We start from the raw sequence: 22,693 nt of genomic DNA, 5'->3' as shown, positions 1-22,693 counted from the left end.
TTCTTCCTGGTCCGTGATGCTTTCACGCTAGGGGCGGCGGACGATAAACTCCAATGAGATATATTCAGTAATCGATAACGAACGGTTATTGCAGGCTCGAGGAGATCTCCATGTCAGATGTATCCTTTTCCAGCTTCTGCGGCTGGTTGAAATTCCGTCATCTGCTGCTGATCGATACCTTGGGCCGTACTTGCAACATGCACCTGGCGGCCCAGCAAATGAACCTCAGCCAGCCGGCCATCAGCAAGATGCTCAAGGAAATCGAGAGCCTGCTCGGCTTTGCGCTGTTCGAGCGGCGACCGCGCAGCATGCCGCCCACGGCGTTGGGCGAACATGTGCTGCGCTATGCGCAGATCGCCTTGAATGACGCGCGCTCGTTCGTCGAGCAGATCAGCAGCCTGCGCGAAGGAGGGCATGGCTACCTCAAGGTCGGCGGTATTTTTGCCGCGACGGCAGTTGCCCTGCCCGAGGCGATTTTGCAGATCAAGGAGCGCTGGCCGTTGTTGTCGATCGAGGTGGTGGAGCAGACCAGTAACCACCTGATGGAGATGCTCGAAGAGAAGAAGCTCGATCTGGCGGTGGCCCGTTTCACCGATCAAAGCCAGCAGCAGCGTTACGACTTCCAGCCCCTGGCCCCGGAACCGTTCTGCATTGTGGTCAACAGCCGCCATCCCCTGGCCGGCACCGGGCCGACTTCCCTACAGCAGTTGGTGGATCTGCCATGGATTCTCTACCCGGTCGGTACACCCATTCGCGCGCGTATGGAGCTGGCCTTCGCCGAGGCTGGGGTAGGCATGCCACGCAACACCATCGACACCATTTCCATGCAGACATTCCTTCAGGTCCTGCAGCGTGGCCCAATGATCGGGATGCTGCCCAATGCCATGGTCGATCCATTGATCGAGAGCGGCCAACTGATAACCCTCGACACCCCGCTGCACCTGGTGCCCCAGGATTACGGCATTCTCACGCGCAGAGGCGAACCGTTGATGGGCGCGGCGCTGGAGTTTGCACAAATCCTCAAGGACCACGCTCGCCTGGGCGGTGATCCTGCTGTCGGAGCACTGGGAAACGACCATTGATGCGATAACGGAACGTTATCGATTAATCAGAAAATGCCATTGGGAAAGAATCGTTTCACGGTCGTAGAGTGAGCCCCAGCTCCCATCCGATAAAAACAATCAGGCATGTCCACGTGCCCAGGGGTTATCACATGCAAACCGTCTCCGAGCATTTACCTGCCCAGGCGCAAACCGGTGAACTCGATTTCGAAGACCGGACCTACCGCAAAGTCGTCTGGCGTATCCTTCCCGTCCTGCTCCTGTGCTACATGGCGGCTTATCTTGACCGGGTGAACATCGGCTTCGCCAAGCTCGACATGCTCAACGAGCTGCAATTCAGCAACACCGTGTATGCCTTGGGCGCCAGTATGTTTTTCTGGGGCTATTTCATCTTCGAAGTGCCCAGCAACCTGCTGTTGCATCGCTTCGGCGCGCGGTTCTGGATTGCCCGGATCATGCTCAGTTGGGCGCTGATCTCCATGGCCGTGGCCTACACGGTGCCGCTGGCGGGCCTTTTCCATATCGAATCGAGCACAATGTTCTACGTGCTGCGTTTTCTGTTGGGTGTCTGCGAAGCAGGCTTCTTTCCCGGCGTGATCCTGTACCTCAACTACTGGTTCCCGACCCATCGGCAAAGCCGGGTGATGTCCGGCTTCCTGTTGGCGTTGCCGGTCAGCCTGACACTGGGCGGGATACTCTCCGGTTGGCTGATGAGCAGCATGCAAGGGGTGCAGGGGCTGTCCGGCTGGCAATGGATGCTGCTGATCGAAGGCATCCCTTCGATCATCATGGCCTTCGTGGTGATTGTCTGCCTGGCCGATAACATCGATAAGGCTAAATGGCTCTCCGTTGCGGAAAAAAGCCTGCTCAAAGCCAATCTGCAAACGGACAACCAGGGCAAGGCCAGCCGCTTGAGCGAGGTGTTCCTCAACCCTCGGGTGTGGTTGCTGGTACTGATTCTGTTGACCTTCAACACAGGCTTCTATGGCCTGGCGTTCTGGATGCCCTCGATCATCAAGAGCACCGGGATCACCAACAGCTTGCACATTGGCTTGCTGACCGCGATTCCTTACGCGGTGGCTGTCGTGGCAATGTTGCTCAATGCGCGGCACTCCAACCGCACCGGTGAGCGGCGCCTGCACGCCGCCATTCCGGCTTTCATCGGCGGCATTGGCCTGATTCTCAGCGCTTTCTTCGCCAGCAACCTGGTGTTGTCCGTACTGTTCCTCAGCGTTGCCGCTTCGGGCATCCTCAGCCTGATGCCGATTTTCTGGACCCTGCCAGGGACGCTGTTGTCGGGCGTCGCGGCAGCCGCCGGCATCGGCATGATCAACGCCATCGGCAACCTGTCGGGCTTCACCGGTTCGATGATCACCGCGGTAGCGGAAACCCTCACGGGCAACATCAATAACGGCACCTATGTACTGGCCCTGTGTCTGTTGGTCAGCGGTGGACTGATCCTGGCCATCCCCGCCTCGATGCTAGCCCGAACCCCCAAGCCCGCCGTCACGTCAGCAACACTGGAGGCTGCTTGAATCTGCTCAATAAGCGCGTGTTGGTCACGGCCGCGGGGCAGGGCATTGGCCTGGCCAGCGCCATCGCCTTCGCCCGGGCCGGTGCCGAGGTATTCGCCAGTGATATCGATATTGGTGCGCTGGCGGGCATCGAAGGGGTCACAGCCATGACCCTGGATGTGACGTCTGCCGAGGCCATCGACAGGGCCTGCGAACGAATCGGCGGCCTGGACATGCTGTTCAACTGTGCCGGTTATGTGCACAGCGGCAACCTGCTGGAGTGCGACGAATCGGCCTGGGCGCGCTCGATAGAGCTCAATGTCACGGCGATGTATCGGACCATCCGTGCATTCCTGCCGGGCATGCTGGCCCGTGGCGGCGGTTCGATCATCAACATGTCGTCGGTGGCGTCGAGCATCAAGGGGGTGCCGAACCGGTTCGCCTACGCGACCAGCAAGGCCGCGGTTATAGGCCTGACGAAGGCTGTCGCCATTGACTTTGTCGGCCAGGGCATTCGCTGCAACGCGATCTGTCCGGGTACGGTGGACTCGCCCTCATTGCGCCAGCGCATTGCTGCCCAGGCCCTGCAGCAGGGCGTCGATGAGCAACAGATCTATCATCAGTTCCTTGAACGCCAACCCATGGGCCGAATTGGCAGTACCGAGGAGATCGCGCAGTTGGCTGTCTACCTGGGCAGCGATGCGTCGACCTACACCACCGGCGCTGTGCATGTCATCGACGGCGGCATGAGCCTCTGAACCGTCTTTACGTTGGGCTTGAGTGAGGAGTATTCGATGAAATTATTGCGCTATGGCGAAAAAGGCGCGGAAAAACCCGGTCTGCTGGATGCCGATAATCGGATCCGCGACCTGTCGGGGCATGTGCCGGACATCGCGGGACACGCCTTGAGCCCGGAGGGGTTGGCAGCGCTGGCCGACCTCGACCCGCGCAACCTGCCAATCGTCGCCGGGCAGCCACGGCTCGGTGCCTGTGTCGGGAGCGTCGGAAAATTCATCTGCATCGGCCTGAACTACGCTGATCATGCGGCCGAGTCGAATATGGACGTGCCGAAGGAGCCGATCATCTTCGGCAAATGGACCAGCGCCATTTGCGGGCCCAACGACGACATCCAGATCCCCCGCGGCTCGCTCAAGACCGACTGGGAAGTGGAGTTGGGCGTCATCATCGGCAGGGGCGGGCGCAACATCGATGAAGCGAACGCGATGGAGCATGTCGCCGGCTATTGCGTCATCAACGATGTATCCGAGCGGGAGTGGCAGTTGGAGCGGGGCGGTACCTGGGACAAAGGCAAGGGCTTCGATACCTTCGGCCCCCTGGGCCCGTGGCTGGTCACCCGGGACGAAATCGGCGATCCCCATAACCTGGACCTCTGGCTGGAAGTCGACGGGCAGCGCTACCAGAACGGCAATACGCGAACGCTGATCTTTAGCGTACCGCAGCTGATCGCCTACCTGAGCCGGTGCATGAGCCTGCAGCCGGGGGACGTGATTTCGACTGGTACACCACCCGGCGTCGGCTTGGGCATCAAACCGCAACCGGTGTTCCTGCGCCCGGGGCAGACCCTACGCCTGGGCATTACGGGGCTGGGGGAGCAACGCCAGGTCACGGTCCAGGCAGAGTAATATCGGACTTTTATCGCGAGCAGGCTCGCACCACAGGGAGTCCGGCTGGCTGCAAGGTCTGTGGCCGGCGCAGATCCCATGTGGGAGCGAGCCTGCTCGCGATGGCGGTAGCCCGGCTAGCTGACGGGCGTGGCCGCCTGCTGGAGCTTTCTATGCACCCACTGAGCCTCGTCCTTGAACTCAAGAACCTGCCAATGAATGTGTTCCAATGAGGCGTTGTGCCCGACGCTGATCAGAATCGTCTCCGGCAGCGTCTGCTTGAGCAACTGATAGCAGCGCAGCTCGTTGGCCGCATCCAGTGCCGAGCTGCTTTCGTCGAGGAGCAGCACCGTCGGGCGGGCCAGCAGGGCCCGGACGAACGCACAGCGTTGCTGTTCGCCGACGCTGAGGGTCTGGGCCCAGTCTCGCTCCTGATCCAGTTGATCGCGCAGGTGTTGCAGGCCGACTTGCTCCATCACCCGGTGCAATGCGGCATCTTCTTCGGGCCGTGGCGGGTTGGGATACCAGAGCGCCTCGCGCAGGCAGCCCAGCGGCAGGTAGGGTTTTTGCGACAGGGTCAGCGCCCGCTCCCGGTCATAGCGGCTGGTGCCGCGAGCATGGGGCCATAACCCGCTGATTGTGCGAAGCAGGGTCGATTTGCCGTAGCCGGACGGTGCACTGATCATCAGGCTGTCGCCGGGCTTGAGCGACAGGTTGAAGCCCTTGAACAATTGCCGGCCACTCGGCAGCCAGACGTCCAGGTCCTTGATCTCGAGGCCGGCGGCCTGCTGTTCGAGGCGGACCTCGGACTTGATTTCGAGGTGATCCAGGCGTTCCTGGAAACCGTTCAGGCGGTCGATCACCGACTTCCATTCCGACAGTTCCGGAAACACGCTCACCAGGTAGGCGATGGCCGCATGGACTTCGCCGAAGGCTGCGCTGATCTGCGTCAGGCGACCCAAGGGGAACGCGCCGGCAAAGAACTGCGGCGCCATGATGAACATGGGAATGACCGTGGCGCTGCGCAGGTAGAAGGTCGAATAGCCCATGATCAGCTTCTGCTTCTTGACCAGCGCCCAGAAGTTTTCCAGCGCCGCCTCCAGGCGCTGGTTGAAGCGCTCGTTTTCCACCGCTTCGCCGCGGTATTGGGCTACCGAGTCGGCGTTTTCCCGCAGGCGGATGAGAGAGAAGCGAAAATCCGCTTCGCGCCGTTGTTGCATGAAGTTGAGGCCTGGCAATGCGCGCCCCAGCCAGAACGCCAGGCCGGTACCCAGCAGGGCATATACCAGTGCGATCCACACCAGCAGCCCCGGAATGACCACCGACTGATCGTTGAACGGCACGCTGACCAGGTTCGACGCCTGCCAGAGAATATTCAGGAAGGAGAACAGCGACACCACCGACGTCAACAGCCCCAGGCTCAATTTCAGCGACTTGACGATAAACAGGTCGATGTCCTCGGCGATGCGCTGGTCGGGGTTATCGACCTCGGTCTCGCTCAGCTTCAGCTTCTGGTAACGCTGGCTGCCCAGCCATTGGTCGAGCATGTTCCGGGTGGCCCAGCGGCGCCAGCGTATGGTCAGCTTCTGCTGGAAGTGAAACGCGCCCACGGTAAACCCGGCCATGCCGACCTGCAGCAGGATAAATTGCAGGCTGCCGACGAGAAAGCCCTGATAGTCCAGGGCCTGCAACGCGTTGTAGAAATGCAGGTTCCAGAAATTGTTGAGGATGTTGACGCCCACCAGGCACAGGGTCATCAACACTGTGCCCAACAACAGCAACAGGGCCGGGTATTTCTCCTCGGATGTCCAGAACGGCCGCGCGAGACGCCAGAAAGTGCGGAGTGTATGCATGTGGTCCTGGTCGCTGACGACGTTGAGTTTGCAGATGAGGAAGGATAGGATCAGCCAATGCTAATCGTTTGCATTAATTAGGGAAAGGGAGACCCGTCATCGAATTTCCAGAATGGCTCAATCAGGCCTGGCCGCCCATACAGCGGGTGATCCGGCAGGGAGCTGGCGAGCAGCCCTCCGTTGCGTTGAGCCGACTCGCCGACCCTGAGGTCCTGCAACCGCTGCTGGCCCGCTTCGCCCTGCGTTATCCGGGGGTGAACCGCGCCGCCGTGGTGTCGCAATGGTCGATGAACTACATGAGCATCGTCCTGCCAGCGACCCTGGCCTGTGTGTTGACCCGCCAGTGCGCCATCGATTTCTGGGGCGAGGAAGCGCGGTTGCTGCACGATGACGGTCAACCCTCGGCGCTGGGGCTGGCGACCCGACTGCCGGCTTTGGGCCAGGATGAGCGCGCGGCCTACTGGTCGCGGTTGGTTCACGAGCACCTGGCACCGCTGTTCGCGACCCTGGCCGCCGCCGGGGGGCTGGCGCCGAAGATATTGTGGGGCAACATGGTTGCCATCTGGGACGGTGCGTTCGCGCGAATGGACCCCGACCTGTCCCGGGACGGATTCGCCGAGGCGCACCAGTGGCTGGAACCGGTCACGGTGAATGACGGGCGCCTGAAGCTGCGGGGCCTGCAACGCATGGTCGAATCACCCGCGCCGCAGATCTGCCCATGCTTGCCCTTGCGCCGGCATTGCTGCCTGCATTACCAACTGCACGAACCCGTCGAAGGCCAGCCGCCGGTGCTCTGCGAGTCCTGCCCCAAACTGCATCGCCTGCCCCTGGCGGAGCAGGTGAGCTACCTGCATTACATCTATGAAGAGGCGTGAGCCCCGGTAGCAGGGGTAACGCTGATGAGCCTGTGGCGAGGGGATAAATCCCCTCGCCACAGGTTTGTGGTTGTCTTAAACGGACAGCATGGCCGGCGTCTTCATGACAGCCTGGGGCGCAATCTCACTAAGCTGGCCATGCTCGATGCGAATCAACCGGTCAGCCAGGCCGAAGTAGGCATCGTCATGGGAAATGACGATCAGCAGTTTGCCGCGCTCGCGCAGGTCCGGCAGGATCCGGGTGTAGAAAAAGTGCTTGAACACTGGGTCCTGATCCGCCGCCCACTCGTCGAACAGGTAGCACGGGCGATCGTCCAGGTAGGCACTGAGCAGCGCCAGGCGCTTGCGTTGCCCGGTGGACAGCGCCAGTGTCGTCAGCTTGCCTTCCTCGATCTGCACCTTGTGGTCCAGCTGCAGGTGAACCAGGTAATCCTGAGCCTGCTTCACCAGCTGCGGATCATCGCCATCGAACAGGTTCTCGAACAGGCAGAAGTCGGTGAAGATCGCTGAGAAGTGCTGGCGGTAATGGTGGTTATCATTGCTTGAAGACACCTGCTCGTCGAGCATGATGTCGCCGCCTTCCGGTCGGTAGAGGCCTGTCAGCAACAAGGCCAGGGTGGTCTTGCCGCTGCCGTTGCCACCGGTGATGAACACCACCTCGCCGGCATTGAGGGTCAGGTCGATGGGCCCAAGGGTGAAATGCCCGTCTTCGCGCTCGCGGTAGTAGGTATGGCTGACCTGCCGGCACACCAGGCTGCGGACCTGGGTCGGAGAAAGGCTGTCATCCGCCTCGTCGGCGGTCTGCATCTCGCTTTCCAGGGCGCGGATCTTGTTCAGCGCGACGCTGGCCCGGCCCAGGGTCGGCAAGGCGTGCATCAGTTCCGACAGCGGCGTGATCATGTACAGGATCGCCAGGATATAGCCGGTCACCAGGCTGGCGCTCAGGTCGATGAACTGCGGCGCGGCGAACAGCACCACGCCGATCAGCAGGTAGAACACCGCGTTGCCCCAGTTCAGCACCAGGGCATAGATGCTCATACCCCGTACAAAGTCCCGGCGGTACTGCTGGCTCACCGGTATCAGCAGGCGGGTGAAGAAGTGCTGCCGGCGCGGGTGGTTGAGTTGCAGCTCCTTGCTGCCATCGGTGAGCAGGCGGTACTGGTCGAACAACTGGTCTTTGAGCTCCCGCGCACGGGAGATCGAGCTCAAGGCCCGACGCTGCGGCCAGTTGAAACTGAGGCTGCCCAGCACAATCAGTAACAACGTCAGGCCCAGCAGCGGCAGGCTCAGCCAGCCCAGATAGGCCAGGCAGGCGGCGATGATTCCGGCGTTGACCAACAGGATCGGCACCAGCTCCACGGCCTGACTGATGGTCTGGGTATCGTCGGTCAGCATCGCCAGCAGGCGGTGCTTGCCCAGGCGTTGCAACTGCGCATAGGGCGTGTCGATCAGCTTGGCGCTCAGGTGCAGACGCATGTCGTGGACCGCCGCCTGACCCAGGCGCAACAGGCTGACGTCGGAGATCACCCGGGATATCGCCACCAGCACCACCAGCCCACCGAAGTACAGGCCGTCCATCGGACGCAACCGATCGAACACCGCCAGGCTGTGGTTGATGTTGGCGATCAGCCCGGCCGCCGCGAGGCCGCAGATCAGGCCCGTCAGGGTCGCCACCAGCAGTGCGCGCCATGAGCGTTTAGCCATGAGTAACAACAGATCCATTTCAAACCACTCCGTGCGTAGCCAATGCCTCGAGACGCGCCGCCAATTGTTGGTGCAGGGCGCCTTGCTCGAGAATAGTGAGGTGCTGCGCCTGGATGACCTCGCGGGTCAGCGGCCCGCTGCTCAGGCGTTCCCAATGCGGGTCGACGAACTCGGCCTGGGCCAGGGTGTCGCTGGCCCACCAGACATGAACCGGGCAGCTTAGCTGCGCCGGCTTGAAGCTGGCTAGCAGGTGCTGTGTGTGCTGCTGATAGCGTAGTCGCGTTTGCAGGTGTTCCCAACTGTCGCCGTCGAGTTGCAGGCCTTGTTGGCGGGCCCACTGCACCAGTTCCGCCAGGCGTTTCGCTGGGGGCAGGGCGCCCAGTTGCTCGGTCAGCGCGGCCATGACCGGTGGCGGCAATTGACGCATCAGCGCCTGGCTGTCCAGGGTCAACGCCTGCGCAGCCGACTCCAGCAGCGCCTCGACACTGTCTTCCGGTGCCTGATGCTGGTACTGCGAGTCGATGATGCCGAGAAAGGCCACTTGCTCGCCCTGGCTTTGCAGGCGGGCGGCCGCGGCAATCGCCAGCAGTCCACCGAGGGAGAAGCCCAGCAGGTGATAGGGGCCTTGGGGTTGCTGTTGGCGCAGGTGCTCGACGTAGAGCGCGGCGAGACTTTCGATATCACCGTCCAGCGTGGTGCTGTCCTCGGCCAGGTAGGCTGCCTGCAAACCCCAGAGGTTCCAGGATTGCAGCGGGGCCAGCAGCGTGCGGTAGTCCTGCACATGACCGGTGGACGGGTGAAAGCAGAACAGATTGGCGGCCTCGGCATTGGGCGCGGACAGCCTGACCAGGGGCGAGAGCTTGAGCTCGGCCTGCACCAGCGCCGCAAAGGCCGAGACGCTGGGGGCGTTGAACACCGCATTGACCGTCACCGGTGCCGACAGCGCGGTCTGCAGGCGACTGGCAAGCGTCACCGCCGCCAGGGAGTGGCCGCCCAGTTCGAAGAAGTCATCGTCGATGCCCACCCGTTCCAGGCCCAGCACTTGCGCCCAGACGTCGGCGAGCAGGGCTTCCAGCGGTGTGCGTGGCAAGGCACTGCCGACCGTATCGAGCACCTTGTCCGCCCATTGCTGCAAGGTCTTGCGGTCGAGCTTGCCGTTACCCATCAGCGGTAGAGCCTCGACGATCCGCAGGGTCGGTAGCATGTAGTCCGGCAGGCAATCCTGGGCCTGGCCATGCAGCCGGGCGACGCTGGTCGAGTGCCCGGGTGTCAGGGTCATGAAGGCGAACAGTTGCTGGCCGAGTTCACCCCGAGGGATGCACTCCACGGCGGCCTGGGCCACACCGGGCAGGCCGGTCAGTTGCGCTTGTATCTCGTCGAGTTCCACGCGGAAACCGCGAATCTTCACCTGGCGGTCCGCACGCCCGGTGATTTCCAGGCTGCCATCAGGAAGATAACGGCCCATGTCGCCGGTGCGATACAGGCGCTCGCCGGGCCGTTGGGCCAGTTCGATAAAGCGATCGACGCTTTGTTGCGCGTCCAGATAACCCCGCGCCAGTTGCGGACCACCGATGTACAACTCGGCGCTTTGGCCGGGAGCGGCCAGGGCCTGTTGGTCGTCGAGCAGGTACAAACGCATGCCGTCGAGACAGTCGCTGAGGGGCAGGCGACGATAATCCACCGCCGGTTCGACCGCGTGCATCACCACCCCGACCGTGGTTTCGGTGGGGCCATAATGGTTGAAGATCATCAGCGCCGGCGCGTGACTGCGAATGCTCTGCAACAGGCGTCGCGAGCAGGTTTCACCGCCGAGGATCAATTGCTTGCGCGGCAGCACGGCAGCGCTTTGGGCGTGGATCAACCAGGCGTCGAGCAGCGACGGCACGATCTTCAGGTGATCGATCGGGTATTGCGCCTGCCACGCAGCCCACGCTTGGGCGTCCATGGCGGTTTCCTTGTCCAGCAGGTGCAATTCGCCGCCGCTGAGCAGCGCCGGGAACAGCAGGGTGTAGCCCAGGTCCGCCGCCAGCGACGTGACTACCGCGCTGCGCTCACCCGCCGCCAGTTCCAAGCGTCGGGAGACACTGGCGACATAACTGCCAAGCTGCCGGTGTTCGACGATGACGCCTTTGGGCGTGCCGGTGCTGCCCGAGGTGAACAGCACGTAGGCCGCGTCCTCGGGCTGGATAGTGACGTCCGGTGCGTTGGTCGGCCCTTGCTGCCAGGCGGCTTCATCACGTAGGTCGAGGCTGCCCACGGACGGCAGGGCGGGGGCGCCGCCGGCCGCGCCGCTGAGAACGAAGGTCGGCTGCGCCTGTTGCAGGATCGCCAGGGAGCGTTGCGCGGGCTGCTGCACGTCCAGCGGGATGAACGCTGCGCCGCTCTTGAGCACGCCCAGCATCGCCAGCACCATCTGTACCGAGCGATCCAGGTACAACGCCACGCGGTCCTCGCGGCCGACACCTTGGGCGCGCAGGTAATGGGCCAGTTGATTGCTGCGGGCGTCCAGTTCGGCATAGCTCAAGTGCCCGTTGTGGTCGCGCAGGGCCAGGTGCCCAGGGAACAGCGCGGCACATTCGCTGAAACGCGCCGGCACGCTGGCAAACGCTGGCGGCACGTCGCGCGGTGCGTGCAGGGCGGCCAGCGTTGCCGCGAAGCCCGGCGCCTGCAATGACAGTTCCGACAGCGGTTTGCCCGGGTTGGCCAGTGCATCGAGCAGCAGCGATTGCAACTGTTCCAGCAGCGTCGTGGCGGCTTGTTCGCTGTAGCGGCTCGGCGGATGAGACAGGTTCAGGCGATAGTCGCCGCCGAGGGTTTCGGCCACCAGCAGCAGCTCCATGCCCGACGGGATGGCTTGGAGGTCCCGCACGGTAAGCGTCGATGCGGCGCTGCCCAGAAGGCCAAGTGGCCCAGGCAGGTGCGCGCCCCATTGGAAGCCGTAATGCGAAGCCTCGACCGTCTGCGCAGTGCCGGCGCCGCAATACTCTTGCCATTCGGTGGCGTGTTCGCAGAGCGTCTGCAGGTTCGCCAGCGCCTGGGCAAACGAATGCTCGGGAGCCGCTTCCCAGCGCAAGGGCAGGGGCTTGGCGAACAGGCCCCAGCAGTCGGCGAGTTCTTCGTAGTCGTCGCGGCAGTCGTGCACCCAGTTCAGGGTCAACGCCGGGCTGTCGCCGCTGCTCAAGCGCTGCAACAGCACACCCCAGGCGGCCATCAGCACCTGCTCGGGGGAGGCCCCTTGACGCTGGCAAAAACTGTCCAGGGCCATGCCCAACTGCGGGGTGGCGATCAGGCGGGTGGTCACCGGTGCATCGGCGCGATCGGTGCGTACCTGGCGGTAGAGCAATTCACCCGTGGCCGAATCGTCCAGCGCCTGGGTAGCCCAGAAGCGCCGGCCATGCTCGGCATCTTCATCGGTTTGCAATTCGTAGAGCCAGGCGCTGTATTGGGTATAGGTCATGGCGTCGTCGTCGAACGACGGGGCCTCCACCGACGCCAGTGCCTGTGCCAGACGCAGCAAGGTCCCGCGGTCCGCGCTCAGCGCGGGCAGTTGCAACACGACCCGGTGCCGGTCGGCATCCACCAATTGCACATCGACGCCGATCCCATCGGCGGCGCTGGTGGAAGACTCAATGACTTGCAACGGCGTCAGCAATCCCGGCTCCGGCCGTACCCGCAGACGCAGGGCCTCGTGGCAAGCGTTCAACGCGGCGAGCCGTTGTTGCAGGCGCTCCAGCGTCAACGCACCGCGAATCTCCAGCTCCAGCCGCACCGGTGGCAACCCGCCCAGCCACTGGCTGCGCTGCTGTGGCGAGAGGGCGAAGGCTTCTTCACGCTTTTCGTAAGCGGTCATGCCAGCACCTCCGCCACCGGCAACGCCTGCGCTTCAGGCGAATGCCCGGTCAGCTCTTCGCGGCGCATCATCTGGCCCATGGCGACGCAAATCTTGCGCTCGCCTTCAAAGGGGTCCCGGGCGTGGGCCACCAGCATGTTGTCGAGCATCACCATGTCACCCTTTTGCCAGGTAAATCGCACGGCGCAGTCTTCGTACGCCGCACCGATCACCTCCATCACTGCATCTTCGATCACGCTGCCATCGCCGTAGTAAACGTTGCGCGGCAGGTGCTCCGGGCCGAACAGATCGATCAGGTTGCTACGCACTTCAGGCTCCAGGCAGGCGGTGTGGTGCAGTTGCACCTGGTTGAAGAACGACAGTTCGCCGGTCTCGGGATGCTCGACAATCGCCGGGCAGTGCTGGGCGATACGCAGGTTATCGGCCCCCAGCCATTCCCAACGCATGCCCGACGCCTGGCATTGGCGCTCCACTTCCTCGCGTTGTTCGGTCTTGAAGAAGTCTTGCCAGCGCACGTCCAGCTTGTCGGTAAAGTGCCGTACATAGAGCAGGCCGTGGGTTTTCAGGCGGGTGACGATGTCGTCCGGCAACCGTGCCAGTACCTGCCGGCAATCGACGATGGGCGTGCAGCCGCCCACGGGGGACGGTGTTTCGCAATAGAACCACTGCTTGCGCGGCCACTGCGGCAGGTGCGAGCTCTCGTTGTGGAAGAGAATCATGTGTTGTTCCGGGTACGGCGTGGAGTGGTAGATGTTCTTGCCGGAGGTGTTTTTCGGCAGGTCGCCGTAGGTCCCGTAGAGGTCCGGTTCGATGGCCTGGGCGAACTGTTCGAACGCGGCGGCGTCCGGCAGGTTGAAACCACGGAACAACAGGCCGCCGTGGGTGCGCAATTGCTGGTTGATCCATTCCCGGGCTTGCAGCGCCCAGTGCACCGGATCCAGGTCGCCCAGCAACGGCTCGATCACCAATGGCAGGGGTTGCCCGGCGATGAGGCTGCGGCTGCGCACCTGTTCGTGGGCCAGCTGGCTGACGGCGGTGGCGCGGGTCTGCTTGAGCTTGCTCAGCTTGGAAAGCTTGCGGGCGTTGCGGGTCGTGGCGTCGTCGGCGGGCGCGTCGGCCAGGACGCTGCCCTGGCTGTCCTCGAGGCGCCAGGACCATTGGTCCAGCGCCTGTCCGGAGGCTGAGGCAATCTGCTCGACCAGGCTTGCGAAGCCTTGCTCGAAACGCTGGACGGTCGCCGCCTGCAACACGCTGGTGCGGTACACCCAGCGCACGTTCAGGCCTTGCTCTTCGTCTTCCTCGACAAATACCGCCAGGTCGAACTTGCTGCTCTCCTGGCGCGCTACCAGGTGTTCTACCGCAAGGTCCTGCAGGTTGGCGTTGCCACTCGGCGTGTTCTGCATGACGAACAGCACCTGGACCAACGGATTCACCCCTGGCGTGCGTGGCGGTTGCAGTTCCTCCACCAGCTTGTCGAACGGCACTTGCTGATGCTGGAAGGCTGACAGGCAATCTTCACGCAAGCGTTGCAGGCGAGCGTCGAAGCTGTAGCCTTCGGTCAGGCGTGCGCGGATCGGCAGCACGTTGACGAAGAAACCGATCAGGTGTTCCAGGGCTGGGTGTTCGCGGTTGGCCAGGTCGGTGCCGACGATGAAATCGCTGGCCCCGGTGGCGCGCTGCAGCAGGCTGTTGAAGGCGTTGAGCAGGACCATGAACAGCGTCGCCCGGTGCTCTTGCGCATACGCCTTGAGCACTTGGGTCTGGGCTGGGGTGAAGCGTTGCTCCAGCGCCGCGCCCTGATAGTCGGGACGCGCTGGACGCGGGTAATCCAGGGGCAGCGGGATCAGCGTCGGCGCGCCGTCCAGTTGCCGACGCCAGTAGTCGATGGCTCGTGCCAGCAGACGCTGTTGCGCCTCGCTGCGTTGCCAGTGGGCATAGTCGGCGTACTGGATCGGCAGCACCGGCAGGGCCGGCGTCGAACCGTTGGTGTACGCCTGATAGCCGACGATCAGCTCCTGGACAAGGATGCCCATGGACCAGGCGTCAGTGGCGATGTGATGCAGTACCAACTGCAACACATGATCATCCGTGCCCATTCGCAGCAGGTTGGCGCGCAGCATCGGCGCCAGTTGCAAGTCGAACGGGGTGCCGGCCTGCGCGTCGATCAGGCGTTGCAGGGTGCGTGCCTGCGCCTCGCCGGCCAGCTGACCCAGCTCGGTCGGCGTCAGGTCGACCCGCGGTGCCGGGCTGATCACCTGGCAGGGCTGGTCACCGTTGAGGTGGAAGGCGGTGCGCAACGACTCATGACGCTCCAGCACAGCCTGCAATGCTGCTTGCAATGCCGGAATGTCCAGCGCTCCGCGCAACCTGACCACGGTACTCATGTTATAGGCGGCGCTCGGGCCTTCGAAGCGATCGAGGAACCACAAGCGCTGCTGGGCGTAGGACAACGGCAGCGGCTGGTGACGTGGCGCCAGGGCGATTTCGTTGTCGCCCTCGGACACGACCTGGGTGTCGCGCTGCTGATCGACCGCTGCGGCCAGTTGCTCCAGGGTGCCGTGTTCGAACAGCGTGCGCAGCGGCAGGCTGACATTCAGGCGCCGACGGATCCTCGACAACACTTGGGTGGCCAGCAGCGAGTGGCCGCCGATGGCGAAGAAGTCATCGTGCACACCGACGCTGTCCAGGCCGAGGATCTCCTGCCAGAGTCCCGCCAATACCCGCTCGGTGGCGGTGCGCGGTGCCACGCACGGCTCATCGGCGGTCTCGGCCCGGGGCACGCCGCTGGCGGCGAGGGCACGGCGGTCGACCTTGCCGTTGTCGTTCAGCGGCAATTGTTCCAGCGCCAGCCAGCGGGCCGGGACCATGTAGTTCGCCAGTTGCGTGCCCAGGTAAGCGCTCAACACCTGTTGCGCGGATTCACCGTCCAGGTTGGCAGCGCTGTCGAGCACGTACCAGGCGACCAATTGCAAGGCACCCCGGGCGTCGGGCAGCGCCAGGACGGCGGCGCTGTCCACCGCCGGGTGCTGCATCAGGCGGTTTTCGATCTCGCCCAGTTCGATACGGTGACCACGGATCTTCACTTGCTGGTCGCGACGGCCGAGGTATTCGATCACGCCATCGGCGCGCATCCGGCCGATGTCACCGCTGCGGTACAGGCGCGCATCCGCCTGGAACGGGTGCGGAACAAAGGCTTCGCGGGTGCGCTGCGGGTCACGCAGGTAACCGCGACCCACGCCGACGCCACCGATGCACAACTCACCGGGAACGCCGATGGGCACCATGCGCAGGTCCGAATCCAGCACGAACACCTGGTTGTTGGCGGTCGGCTTGCCGATGGGCATGTGCAGGCAGTCGTCGGTCGGCGCTTCGGTGATCGGGTAGAAGGCAACGTCATCCGAGCATTCCGCCGGACCGTAGGCATTCATCAACGGGATGGCCGGGAAGCGCGCGAACCAATCCCGCACCAGGGCCGGCGGCAGTGCCTCGCCGGTGGGCAGCAACCAGCGCAGGCTCGCCAGGTCGTGATGCGCCTGACGCTCCTGGAGCATGCCACGGATCAGCGCCGGCACGGTTTCCAGCAGCGTCAGCCCATGTTCCTGGACCGCGTCGAGCAAGGCCACCGGGTCGTGGGCCTGGGCATCGGGAAGGATATGCACGGTGGCGCCGAACAGTGGCGCGGCGAGGAACTGCCACACGCTGATGTCGAACGCCGCGGACGCCGTCTGGGCAATCCGGTCGTGCTCGCCCAGGCCCAGGCTCGGCACCTTGCCGAACATGTTGTTGAGCATCCCCCGTTGTTCGACCATGACCCCTTTCGGCGTGCCGGTGGAACCCGAGGTGAAGATCACGTAGGCCAGTTGGTCAGGGTTATGCGAATACGTAACCGGTGTTTGTTCGCCGCCTTGCCAGAGCGCTTGGGCGATCAGGCAGGTGGGTTGCCGGTGCATCTGCGGCAGAACGTTGTCCAGCGTCGCTGTCGCGTGCTCGCAGACCAGCAGCAGCGGGGCTTCGCCGAGGTTCAGCAGTTCCGCCAGGCGAGCGGGCGGTTGCTGGATGTCCAGGGCCTGGAATGCGGCGCCGACCTTGAGCGTGGCGATCATCATCGTCAGCAGGGCCAGGCCACGCTCGGCAAACAGCGCCACCAGGGTTTCCGGACCGGCGCCGGACGCTTGCAGCCCATGGGCGATGGCGTTGGCGCGGCGGTCCAGTTCGGCGTAGGTCAGCGACTGCCCCTGGCAGACTGCGGCAAGGTGTTGCGCACGGCGCTGCACCTGCTCGGCGAACAGCGCCGCATAGCCGCGCTCCAGCGGGAAGTCCACGGCGCTGCGGTTGCACTCGATCTGCAACTGCTGGCGCTCCGTTTCGGGGAGCATGTGCAGGCTGCCCAGCGGCGCTTGTGGCTGGTCGAGCATGCTCGACAGCAGTTGCACCAAATGGCCGAGCATGCGCTGCACGGTGTCGGTGCTGAAGCGCTGGCTGTCATAGGACAGGCGGATGCCCAGGCGGTCGCCGGGGTACAGCACCACCGTCATCGGGAAGTTGGTGTGCACCCGGTCTTCGTAGATGTCGATGCTGAAGGCGTCCAGTTGCACGCTGCTGATGTCCAGCGGGGCGTTCTCGAACACCACCAGGCTGTCGAACAACTGCTGGCCACGGGGTACTTCGCTGCAACGCTGGATGTCCACCAACGATGCGCTTTCATGCTCGCGCAGCTGTGCGTTGTGTGACAGCAGCGCTTGCAGCCAGTCGGCGACCGGCGCTTGCGGATCGACATCGACCCGCAGCGGCAGGCTGTTGATGAACAGCCCGACCATTTCCTCGACGCCGGCCAGATCGGTCGGGCGACCGGCCACGGTGACGCCGAACAGCACGTCGCGGTTGCCGCTGTAGCGCGACAGCAGCAATGCCCAGGCGCCCTGGATCCAGGTGTTCGGCGTCAGTTGGTATTGCTGGCACAGCTGCTGCAAACGCTGGGTCTGGGCGATGCTCAGCGTCTGGTCGAAATCGCCGACTTGCTCCGGCGCCTGCTCGGGACGGGCGACAGGGCTGTCCACGTGCAGCGGCGTCGGCTCGCTGAAGCCGGCCATTTCCGCTTGCCAGAAGGCGTGCGCGGCGGCCATGTCATGACGCTCCAGCCAGCTCATGTAGCCGCGGAACGAACGCAGGCGCGGACGAGCCACGGGCTCCTGGCGCACGAGGGCCTGGTAGATCGCCAGCAGGTCTTCCATCAACAGGCCGAAGCACCAGGCGTCGGTGAGGATGTGGTGGAAGCTGCGCACCACGGCGAAGCGGCGCTCATCGAGTTGGAACACCCGCAAATGGGTCAACGGCGCACAGGCCATGTCGAAGCCTTGCAGGCGTTGCGCTTCCAGGGCCTGGTCCATCGCCAGGCGCTGTTGTTCTTCATCGAGATGGCGCAGGTCCTGCCAGTCGAAGGCCCGATGGGTTTGCCGGTAGACGCATTGCAATGGCTCGTGGTCTTCCTGCCACCAGAACGCAGTGCGCATCATCGGGTGCCGTTGCAGGAACAACTGCCAGGCCGCTTCCATGGCCGGGCGTTGCAACACGCCGTCCCAGCTGTAGCGTTGCTGCATCAGGTAGATACCGCTGTGGGGTTGCAGCAGAGTGTGCAGGAGCATGCCCTGTTGCATCGACGACAACGGGTAGACGTCTTCGATGTTCGACCAGTCCAGAGGCTCGGCCGCCAAGGTCGCCGCTTGCTTGTGGCACAGCGGGAAGGCCTGGCTGGCGGGGCGCAGGTCGGCTGCGCTGTGCAGCCCGGCGAGTTCGACCAGGCGCTGCATGAGCCGTGGTGCCCAACTGGCGGCCAGGGCGCCCTGGCTGCGCAGGTGCAGGCAGTCGTCCTGCCACCAGGCATCGAGTGTCAGCGGGCAGGCCGACGCCGCCAATGGGTTTGCCGCTTCGACCCCGGTGAGGATGCCGTGCTCCTCGCGATGGCTGTCGAGGTTGCCCAACCAGCGAATGGCGACCGCTGCCGCCGGCAGGTCGCGCAGGGGCTCTTGCAGGTAAGTGTTGTCCGACAGATAACGCAGGGCGCCGTAGTCAACACCGTGTTGCGGGTAAGCGCGCATCTGCGCAACCAGGGCCTGCACCCGTTGCAGCAGGCTGTCGCCTTCGGTCTGGAGGAAGTACGGCACGGCCAGATCCAGAGGGCCGAGGATACGTGCCGGTTCGAGGTCGGCTACGGCGATGGGGGCATCGACGGGCAAGCGCTCGGTGGTGGGACGTGTGCCTTGAACCTCCAGTGCAATCAGACCGTCGCCGCACAGCGCCCGGCCTTGTTCGACCACGGCAGCGGCCAGCAGGTTGTTCCAGTCCAGCTGCAGCACCTCGGCCACACGTTTGAGTTCACTGGAGGTGGTGGCTGGCAGGGCTTGCTCGACCACGCTGGTGGGTTGCTCGCTTTCCGGCAGTTGCAGCGGCTCTATCCCGGCGTATTGCAGCCAGTGTTCCCAGGCATCATCCAGGGCGTCGCTTTGTGCATGGGCCTGCTGATGTCGCGTCCATTGGCTGAAATCGCCGCCGGCATAGGACAGGCGGACCGGCCGGTGATACGTCAGTTGTGCCAGCGCCAGGTTGAGGTCGGCAAGCAACAGCGACCAGGACGCCTCGTCCACGCACAGGGGGTGAGCGGCCAACAGCAGGGACGGCTTGCCATCCACGTCCAGCAGGCAGGCGTGCAAGGTCTGGCCGGCGTCGAGTTCAAGCGCGTCGACACCGGCCTGGGCCAGGGCTTGCAAGTGCACCGGGTCGCACACGGTCAGTTTCTCGTGGCTGATCACCGCTGCCTTGGCCGCGCCCAGTACCCGTTGCTGCCATTGCCCGTCGGGCAACGCGTTCAGAGCCAGGCGCAAGGCCTGGTGATGTTGTTGCAAGGCGCTGATCGCTTGGCCCAGCAAGTTGCTGTCGATGGCCTGGGCCAGCGCCACACAGCGCCAGGTGGCCGCGAGCGGGCCTTGTTGCAGCCGCGCCCGTTGGCCGGCGCCCAGTGGCAGCTCGTAGCCATCGGCAAGGTTTTGCGCCACTCCCTGGCCGGCATCGGCACCCAGGACCCGGGCGATGTCGGCGATGGTGCGGTTCTCGAACAACTGCCGAGGCGTGAGCTTGAGCCCTTGCTGGTTGGCGCGGGCGATGATCTGCAAGTTGATGATCGAGTCGCCGCCCAGGGCGAAGAAGTTGTCGTGTACGCCAACCCGCTCCAGCTTGAGCACGTCCTGCCAGATCTCGGCCAGCAGGGTCTCGACTTCATTGCGTGGGGCGACGTGGCTGGCGCTGTCATCGGTGGGTTTTTGCGGGGTCGGCAAACGCTGGACGTCGACTTTGCCATTGCGGGTGAGGGGCAGTTCATCCAGGGTGATGAAATGCGCCGGCACCATGTAATCCGGTACGCGGGCGCTGAGGTCATTGCGCAGCTTGGCGGGGGAAATCGATTGGCTGGCCACCAGCCAGGCCACCAGGCGTGGGCTGCCGTCCAGCTCCACGACGCGCACCAGTGCCTGCTCGATCAGCGGTGACAGGCGCTTGATCTGCGCCTCGACTTCGCCCAGTTCCAGGCGGTTGCCACGGATCTTCACCTGGCTGTCGACGCGGCCAAGGAACGCGATCTGACCGTCGACTTGCCAGCGCACGCGGTCGCCGGTGCGGTACCAGCGTTGGTCGTTGGCATCGAGATGGAAGCGTTCGGCGGTGAGGTCGTCCCGGTGCAGGTAACCCCGGGCCAGGGCGCCGCTGATCAGCAGTTCACCGGACACGCCGATGGCCGCCAGGCGACCGTTGCCATCGACCACCTGCAGTTGACGGTTCGGCAGCGGCCGGCCGAGGGCGATGCTGCGCAGGCCTGCCGGCAGTTCGGTCGCGATGGCGCCGACGGTCGCTTCGCTCGGGCCATAGTGGTTGAACACCTTCAAGTCCGGTGCCAGACGGTTCACTTGCTCCAGCAGCGCCGGGCTGAGGGCGTCGCCACCGAACACCAGCAGCGCGCGCGGCAGCAGGCGCGCATCGGGCAGCGCCTGCAACAGGCCGGCGAGGTGGCTTGGGGTGATTTTCAGTACATCCACCGGATGCTGGTCGAAGAGTTCGGCCAGGGCCAGTGGGCTGAAACCGCTGTCTTCATCCACCAGCAACAGGCTGGCGCCGCTGCACAGCGCACCGAACAGCTGGGTATGGCCGAGGTCGGCGGCGATGCTCGACAGCAAGCCGTAGCGGGCGGCCGCCGGCGGGTTGAGCACGGCTTGTACCGCCGTCAGGTAGTCGACGATGGACCGGTGCTCGACCACCACACCCTTGGGCGTGCCAGTGGAGCCCGAGGTGTAGATCACATAGGCGGCATCGCTCGGGCTGTGGGCCACGACGGGTGGTGTGTCCTGCTGGGCGGCGATGGCCTGGGCCTGTTCGGTCAGCCACAGCGTCGGCGTGTGCTCGGCCAGGCCCTTGAGCAGCGGTGAAGGGCTGGCGCCGATCAGCAGCGCGGCGCGGCTGTCCACCAGCACATCGACCAGGCGGCCGGCGGGCTGCTTGATGTCCAGTGGCAGGTACGCCGCGCCGGCCTTGAGAGTGGCGAGCAGGGCAACGACGAAATCGGCGCTGCGTTCCATGGCCAGGGCGACCACGCTGTCGTGGCCGATGCCTTGGGCGTGCAGGTAGTGGCTGAGGCGGTTGGCCTGTCGATCGAGTTCACGGTAGGTCAGCGCCACTTGGCGATCGCGTACCGCCAGTTGCTCGGGATAGGCGGCCACTTGCTGTTCGAAACGCTGGTGCAGGCCGTCCTGGGGTACCGGCAGTTGCGCGCCAAGCCCCTGTACCATCAATTGCTGGCGTTCTTCCGCGCTCAGCCATTCCAGTTCGTTGACCCGGCACCGGGCTTGCGCGGTCATCGCCAACAGGATCGAGCGTAGCTGTGCGGACAGCACCGCGACCTCGGCGTCGCTGAAGCGGCTGCGGTCGTAGCTGATCAGATAATGCAACTGTTTGTCCGGCATCACGATCAGCGACAGCGGGAAGTGGTTACGGCCCTGGGTCAGGGTGATGCCGTCGGCTTGCTGTTCGCTGGCCGGGGCGCTGAAACTCAAGCCGCCGGTGTCCTGATTCAGCGCATCGGTGACCGGGAAATTCTCGAACACCAGGATCGAATCGAACAGCGCCTGTTCGGCGGCAATGCGCGTCATCGACTTGAGTTTGCCCAGCGGCAGGTAGGCGTGGTGGCGCAGGTCGCTGTTGGCGTGCTGCAACTGCTGCAGCCAATCCACCAGTGTCGGGCTGTCGGCCCACTGTACCCGCAGCGGCAGGGTGTTGATGAACAGCCCGACGGTGCTGTCGACCGCCGCCAGGTTCTCCGGGCGGCCGGCGACGGTGACGCCGTAGACCACGTCATCACGCCCGGCGTGCTGGCCCAGCAGCAACGCCCAGGCGCCCTGGATCAGGGTGTTGATGGTCAGGTCGTGGCGGCGAGCGAACTGCGACAGTTGCTCGGTTTCGCTGGCATCCAGCCGGCTTTCCCGCTCGGCGAAAGGCGCTCCGGCAGGCGCGGCCTCGCGTACGGCGAAGTTGGGCAGCGGGGTCGGTTCGCTCAGGTCCTGCAACTGCTCGCGCCAGAAGCCTTCGGTAGCCGCCATGTCCTGCTCCGCCAGCCAGGCGATGTAGTCGCGGTAGGCACGGGTCGGTGGCAGGTGGGCGGGGCGGCCATGGGCTTGCTCGTAGTAGAGCGCCAACCATTCCTGCACCGCGATGCCGACGCTCCAGCCGTCCATGAGGATGTGATGGAAGGTCCAGATCAGGTGCCAGCGCTCGGGGGCCAGGCGCACCAGGCAGACGCGCATCAGCGGCGATTCATTCAACTCCAGGGGTTGTGCCCGTTGCTCCAGGCCCAATTTTTCCAGGTCGGCCTGTGGGTCGGTACGGTCCTGCCAGTCCAGTTCGGTCAGGGGCAGGTCGACGTCCTGCTGCACCACCTGATAGGCATCGTCCAGCTCTTCCCAGAGAAACGCGCTGCGCAGCACGGCGTGGCGCTGCATCAGCGCCTGCCAGGCGCCGCGAAAGGCATTGAGTTGCAGCGGGCCGTTCATTTCCAGGCTCAATTGCTGGTAGTACACCCGCGAATCCGGTTCAAAGACACTGTGGAACAGCAGGCCGTGCTGGGTCGGCGAAAGGGAGTAGATGTCTTCGATGTTGTTCATGCTTGCTTGGTCCATTTC

Annotated in this window: 9 protein-coding genes; 5 read left to right on the top strand and 4 right to left on the bottom strand. The window is 64.2% G+C overall.

What is annotated here, in order from left to right:
- Positions 1-110 precede the first annotated feature (110 nt).
- The 4 genes from FBX99_RS06615 (at position 111) to FBX99_RS06600 (ending at position 4,218) form a co-directional block, all read left to right on the top strand.
- Positions 111-1,082 (top strand): LysR family transcriptional regulator, encoded by a 972-nt coding sequence (locus FBX99_RS06615; protein ID WP_145131016.1) that lies wholly within the window; start codon positions 111-113, stop codon positions 1,080-1,082.
- A gap of 131 nt (positions 1,083-1,213) precedes the next feature.
- On the top strand, positions 1,214-2,596 hold the full coding sequence (locus tag FBX99_RS06610) for an MFS transporter (RefSeq protein WP_145131014.1): 1,383 nt from the start codon (positions 1,214-1,216) through the stop codon (positions 2,594-2,596).
- Positions 2,593-3,333, top strand: a complete 741-nt coding sequence (locus tag FBX99_RS06605) for an SDR family oxidoreductase (RefSeq protein WP_145131011.1) — start codon at positions 2,593-2,595, stop codon at positions 3,331-3,333. Before FBX99_RS06610 ends, FBX99_RS06605 begins: the two co-directional genes overlap by 4 nt.
- Positions 3,334-3,369: 36 nt before the next feature.
- A complete protein-coding gene (locus FBX99_RS06600; protein WP_144926052.1) occupies positions 3,370-4,218 on the top strand; it encodes an ureidoglycolate lyase in 849 nt (282 codons plus the stop codon).
- Positions 4,219-4,334: 116 nt separating this feature from the next.
- Here FBX99_RS06600 and FBX99_RS06595 read toward each other — a convergent pair whose 3' ends face one another.
- The gene (locus FBX99_RS06595) at positions 4,335-6,050 is read right to left on the bottom strand and encodes an ABC transporter ATP-binding protein/permease (RefSeq protein WP_145131010.1); all 1,716 of its coding nucleotides are present in this window, start codon (positions 6,048-6,050) and stop codon (positions 4,335-4,337) included.
- Between the two features lie 185 nt (positions 6,051-6,235).
- Here FBX99_RS06595 and fhuF point away from each other — a divergent pair, with 185 nt between their 5' ends.
- The gene (fhuF, locus tag FBX99_RS06590; RefSeq protein ID WP_144926059.1) at positions 6,236-6,925 is read left to right on the top strand and encodes a siderophore-iron reductase FhuF; all 690 of its coding nucleotides are present in this window, start codon (positions 6,236-6,238) and stop codon (positions 6,923-6,925) included.
- 75 nt (positions 6,926-7,000) lie between these two features.
- Here fhuF and FBX99_RS06585 read toward each other — a convergent pair whose 3' ends face one another.
- Genes FBX99_RS06585 through FBX99_RS06575 form a run of 3 tightly spaced genes read right to left on the bottom strand, consistent with a single transcriptional unit; the run spans position 7,001 to position 22,675 of the window.
- Positions 7,001-8,647: a cyclic peptide export ABC transporter gene (locus FBX99_RS06585; protein WP_144926062.1), complete on the bottom strand. Its 1,647-nt coding sequence runs from the start codon at positions 8,645-8,647 to the stop codon at positions 7,001-7,003.
- Position 8,648: 1 nt separating this feature from the next.
- Positions 8,649-12,479 (bottom strand): non-ribosomal peptide synthetase, encoded by a 3,831-nt coding sequence (locus FBX99_RS06580; RefSeq protein WP_145131008.1) that lies wholly within the window; start codon positions 12,477-12,479, stop codon positions 8,649-8,651.
- A complete protein-coding gene (locus FBX99_RS06575; RefSeq protein WP_145131006.1) occupies positions 12,476-22,675 on the bottom strand; it encodes a non-ribosomal peptide synthetase in 10,200 nt (3,399 codons plus the stop codon). Before FBX99_RS06575 ends, FBX99_RS06580 begins: the two co-directional genes overlap by 4 nt.
- Positions 22,676-22,693: the final 18 nt, after the last annotated feature.

The sequence above is a fragment of the Pseudomonas sp. SJZ074 genome, assembly GCF_007828215.1.
Lineage (GTDB): Bacteria > Pseudomonadota > Gammaproteobacteria > Pseudomonadales > Pseudomonadaceae > Aquipseudomonas.
This window is presented reverse-complemented; position numbering and strand designations above follow the sequence as displayed.

Coding starts and splice junctions, on each gene's coding strand:
- FBX99_RS06585 (WP_144926062.1), bottom strand. CDS start 8,647: ATGGATCTGTTGTTACTCATGGCTAAACGCTCATGGCGCGCACTGCTG.
- FBX99_RS06615 (WP_145131016.1), top strand. CDS start 111: ATGTCAGATGTATCCTTTTCCAGCTTCTGCGGCTGGTTGAAATTCCGT.
- FBX99_RS06600 (WP_144926052.1), top strand. CDS start 3,370: ATGAAATTATTGCGCTATGGCGAAAAAGGCGCGGAAAAACCCGGTCTG.
- FBX99_RS06595 (WP_145131010.1), bottom strand. CDS start 6,050: ATGCATACACTCCGCACTTTCTGGCGTCTCGCGCGGCCGTTCTGGACA.
- FBX99_RS06575 (WP_145131006.1), bottom strand. CDS start 22,675: ATGAACAACATCGAAGACATCTACTCCCTTTCGCCGACCCAGCACGGC.
- FBX99_RS06610 (WP_145131014.1), top strand. CDS start 1,214: ATGCAAACCGTCTCCGAGCATTTACCTGCCCAGGCGCAAACCGGTGAA.
- FBX99_RS06580 (WP_145131008.1), bottom strand. CDS start 12,479: ATGACCGCTTACGAAAAGCGTGAAGAAGCCTTCGCCCTCTCGCCACAG.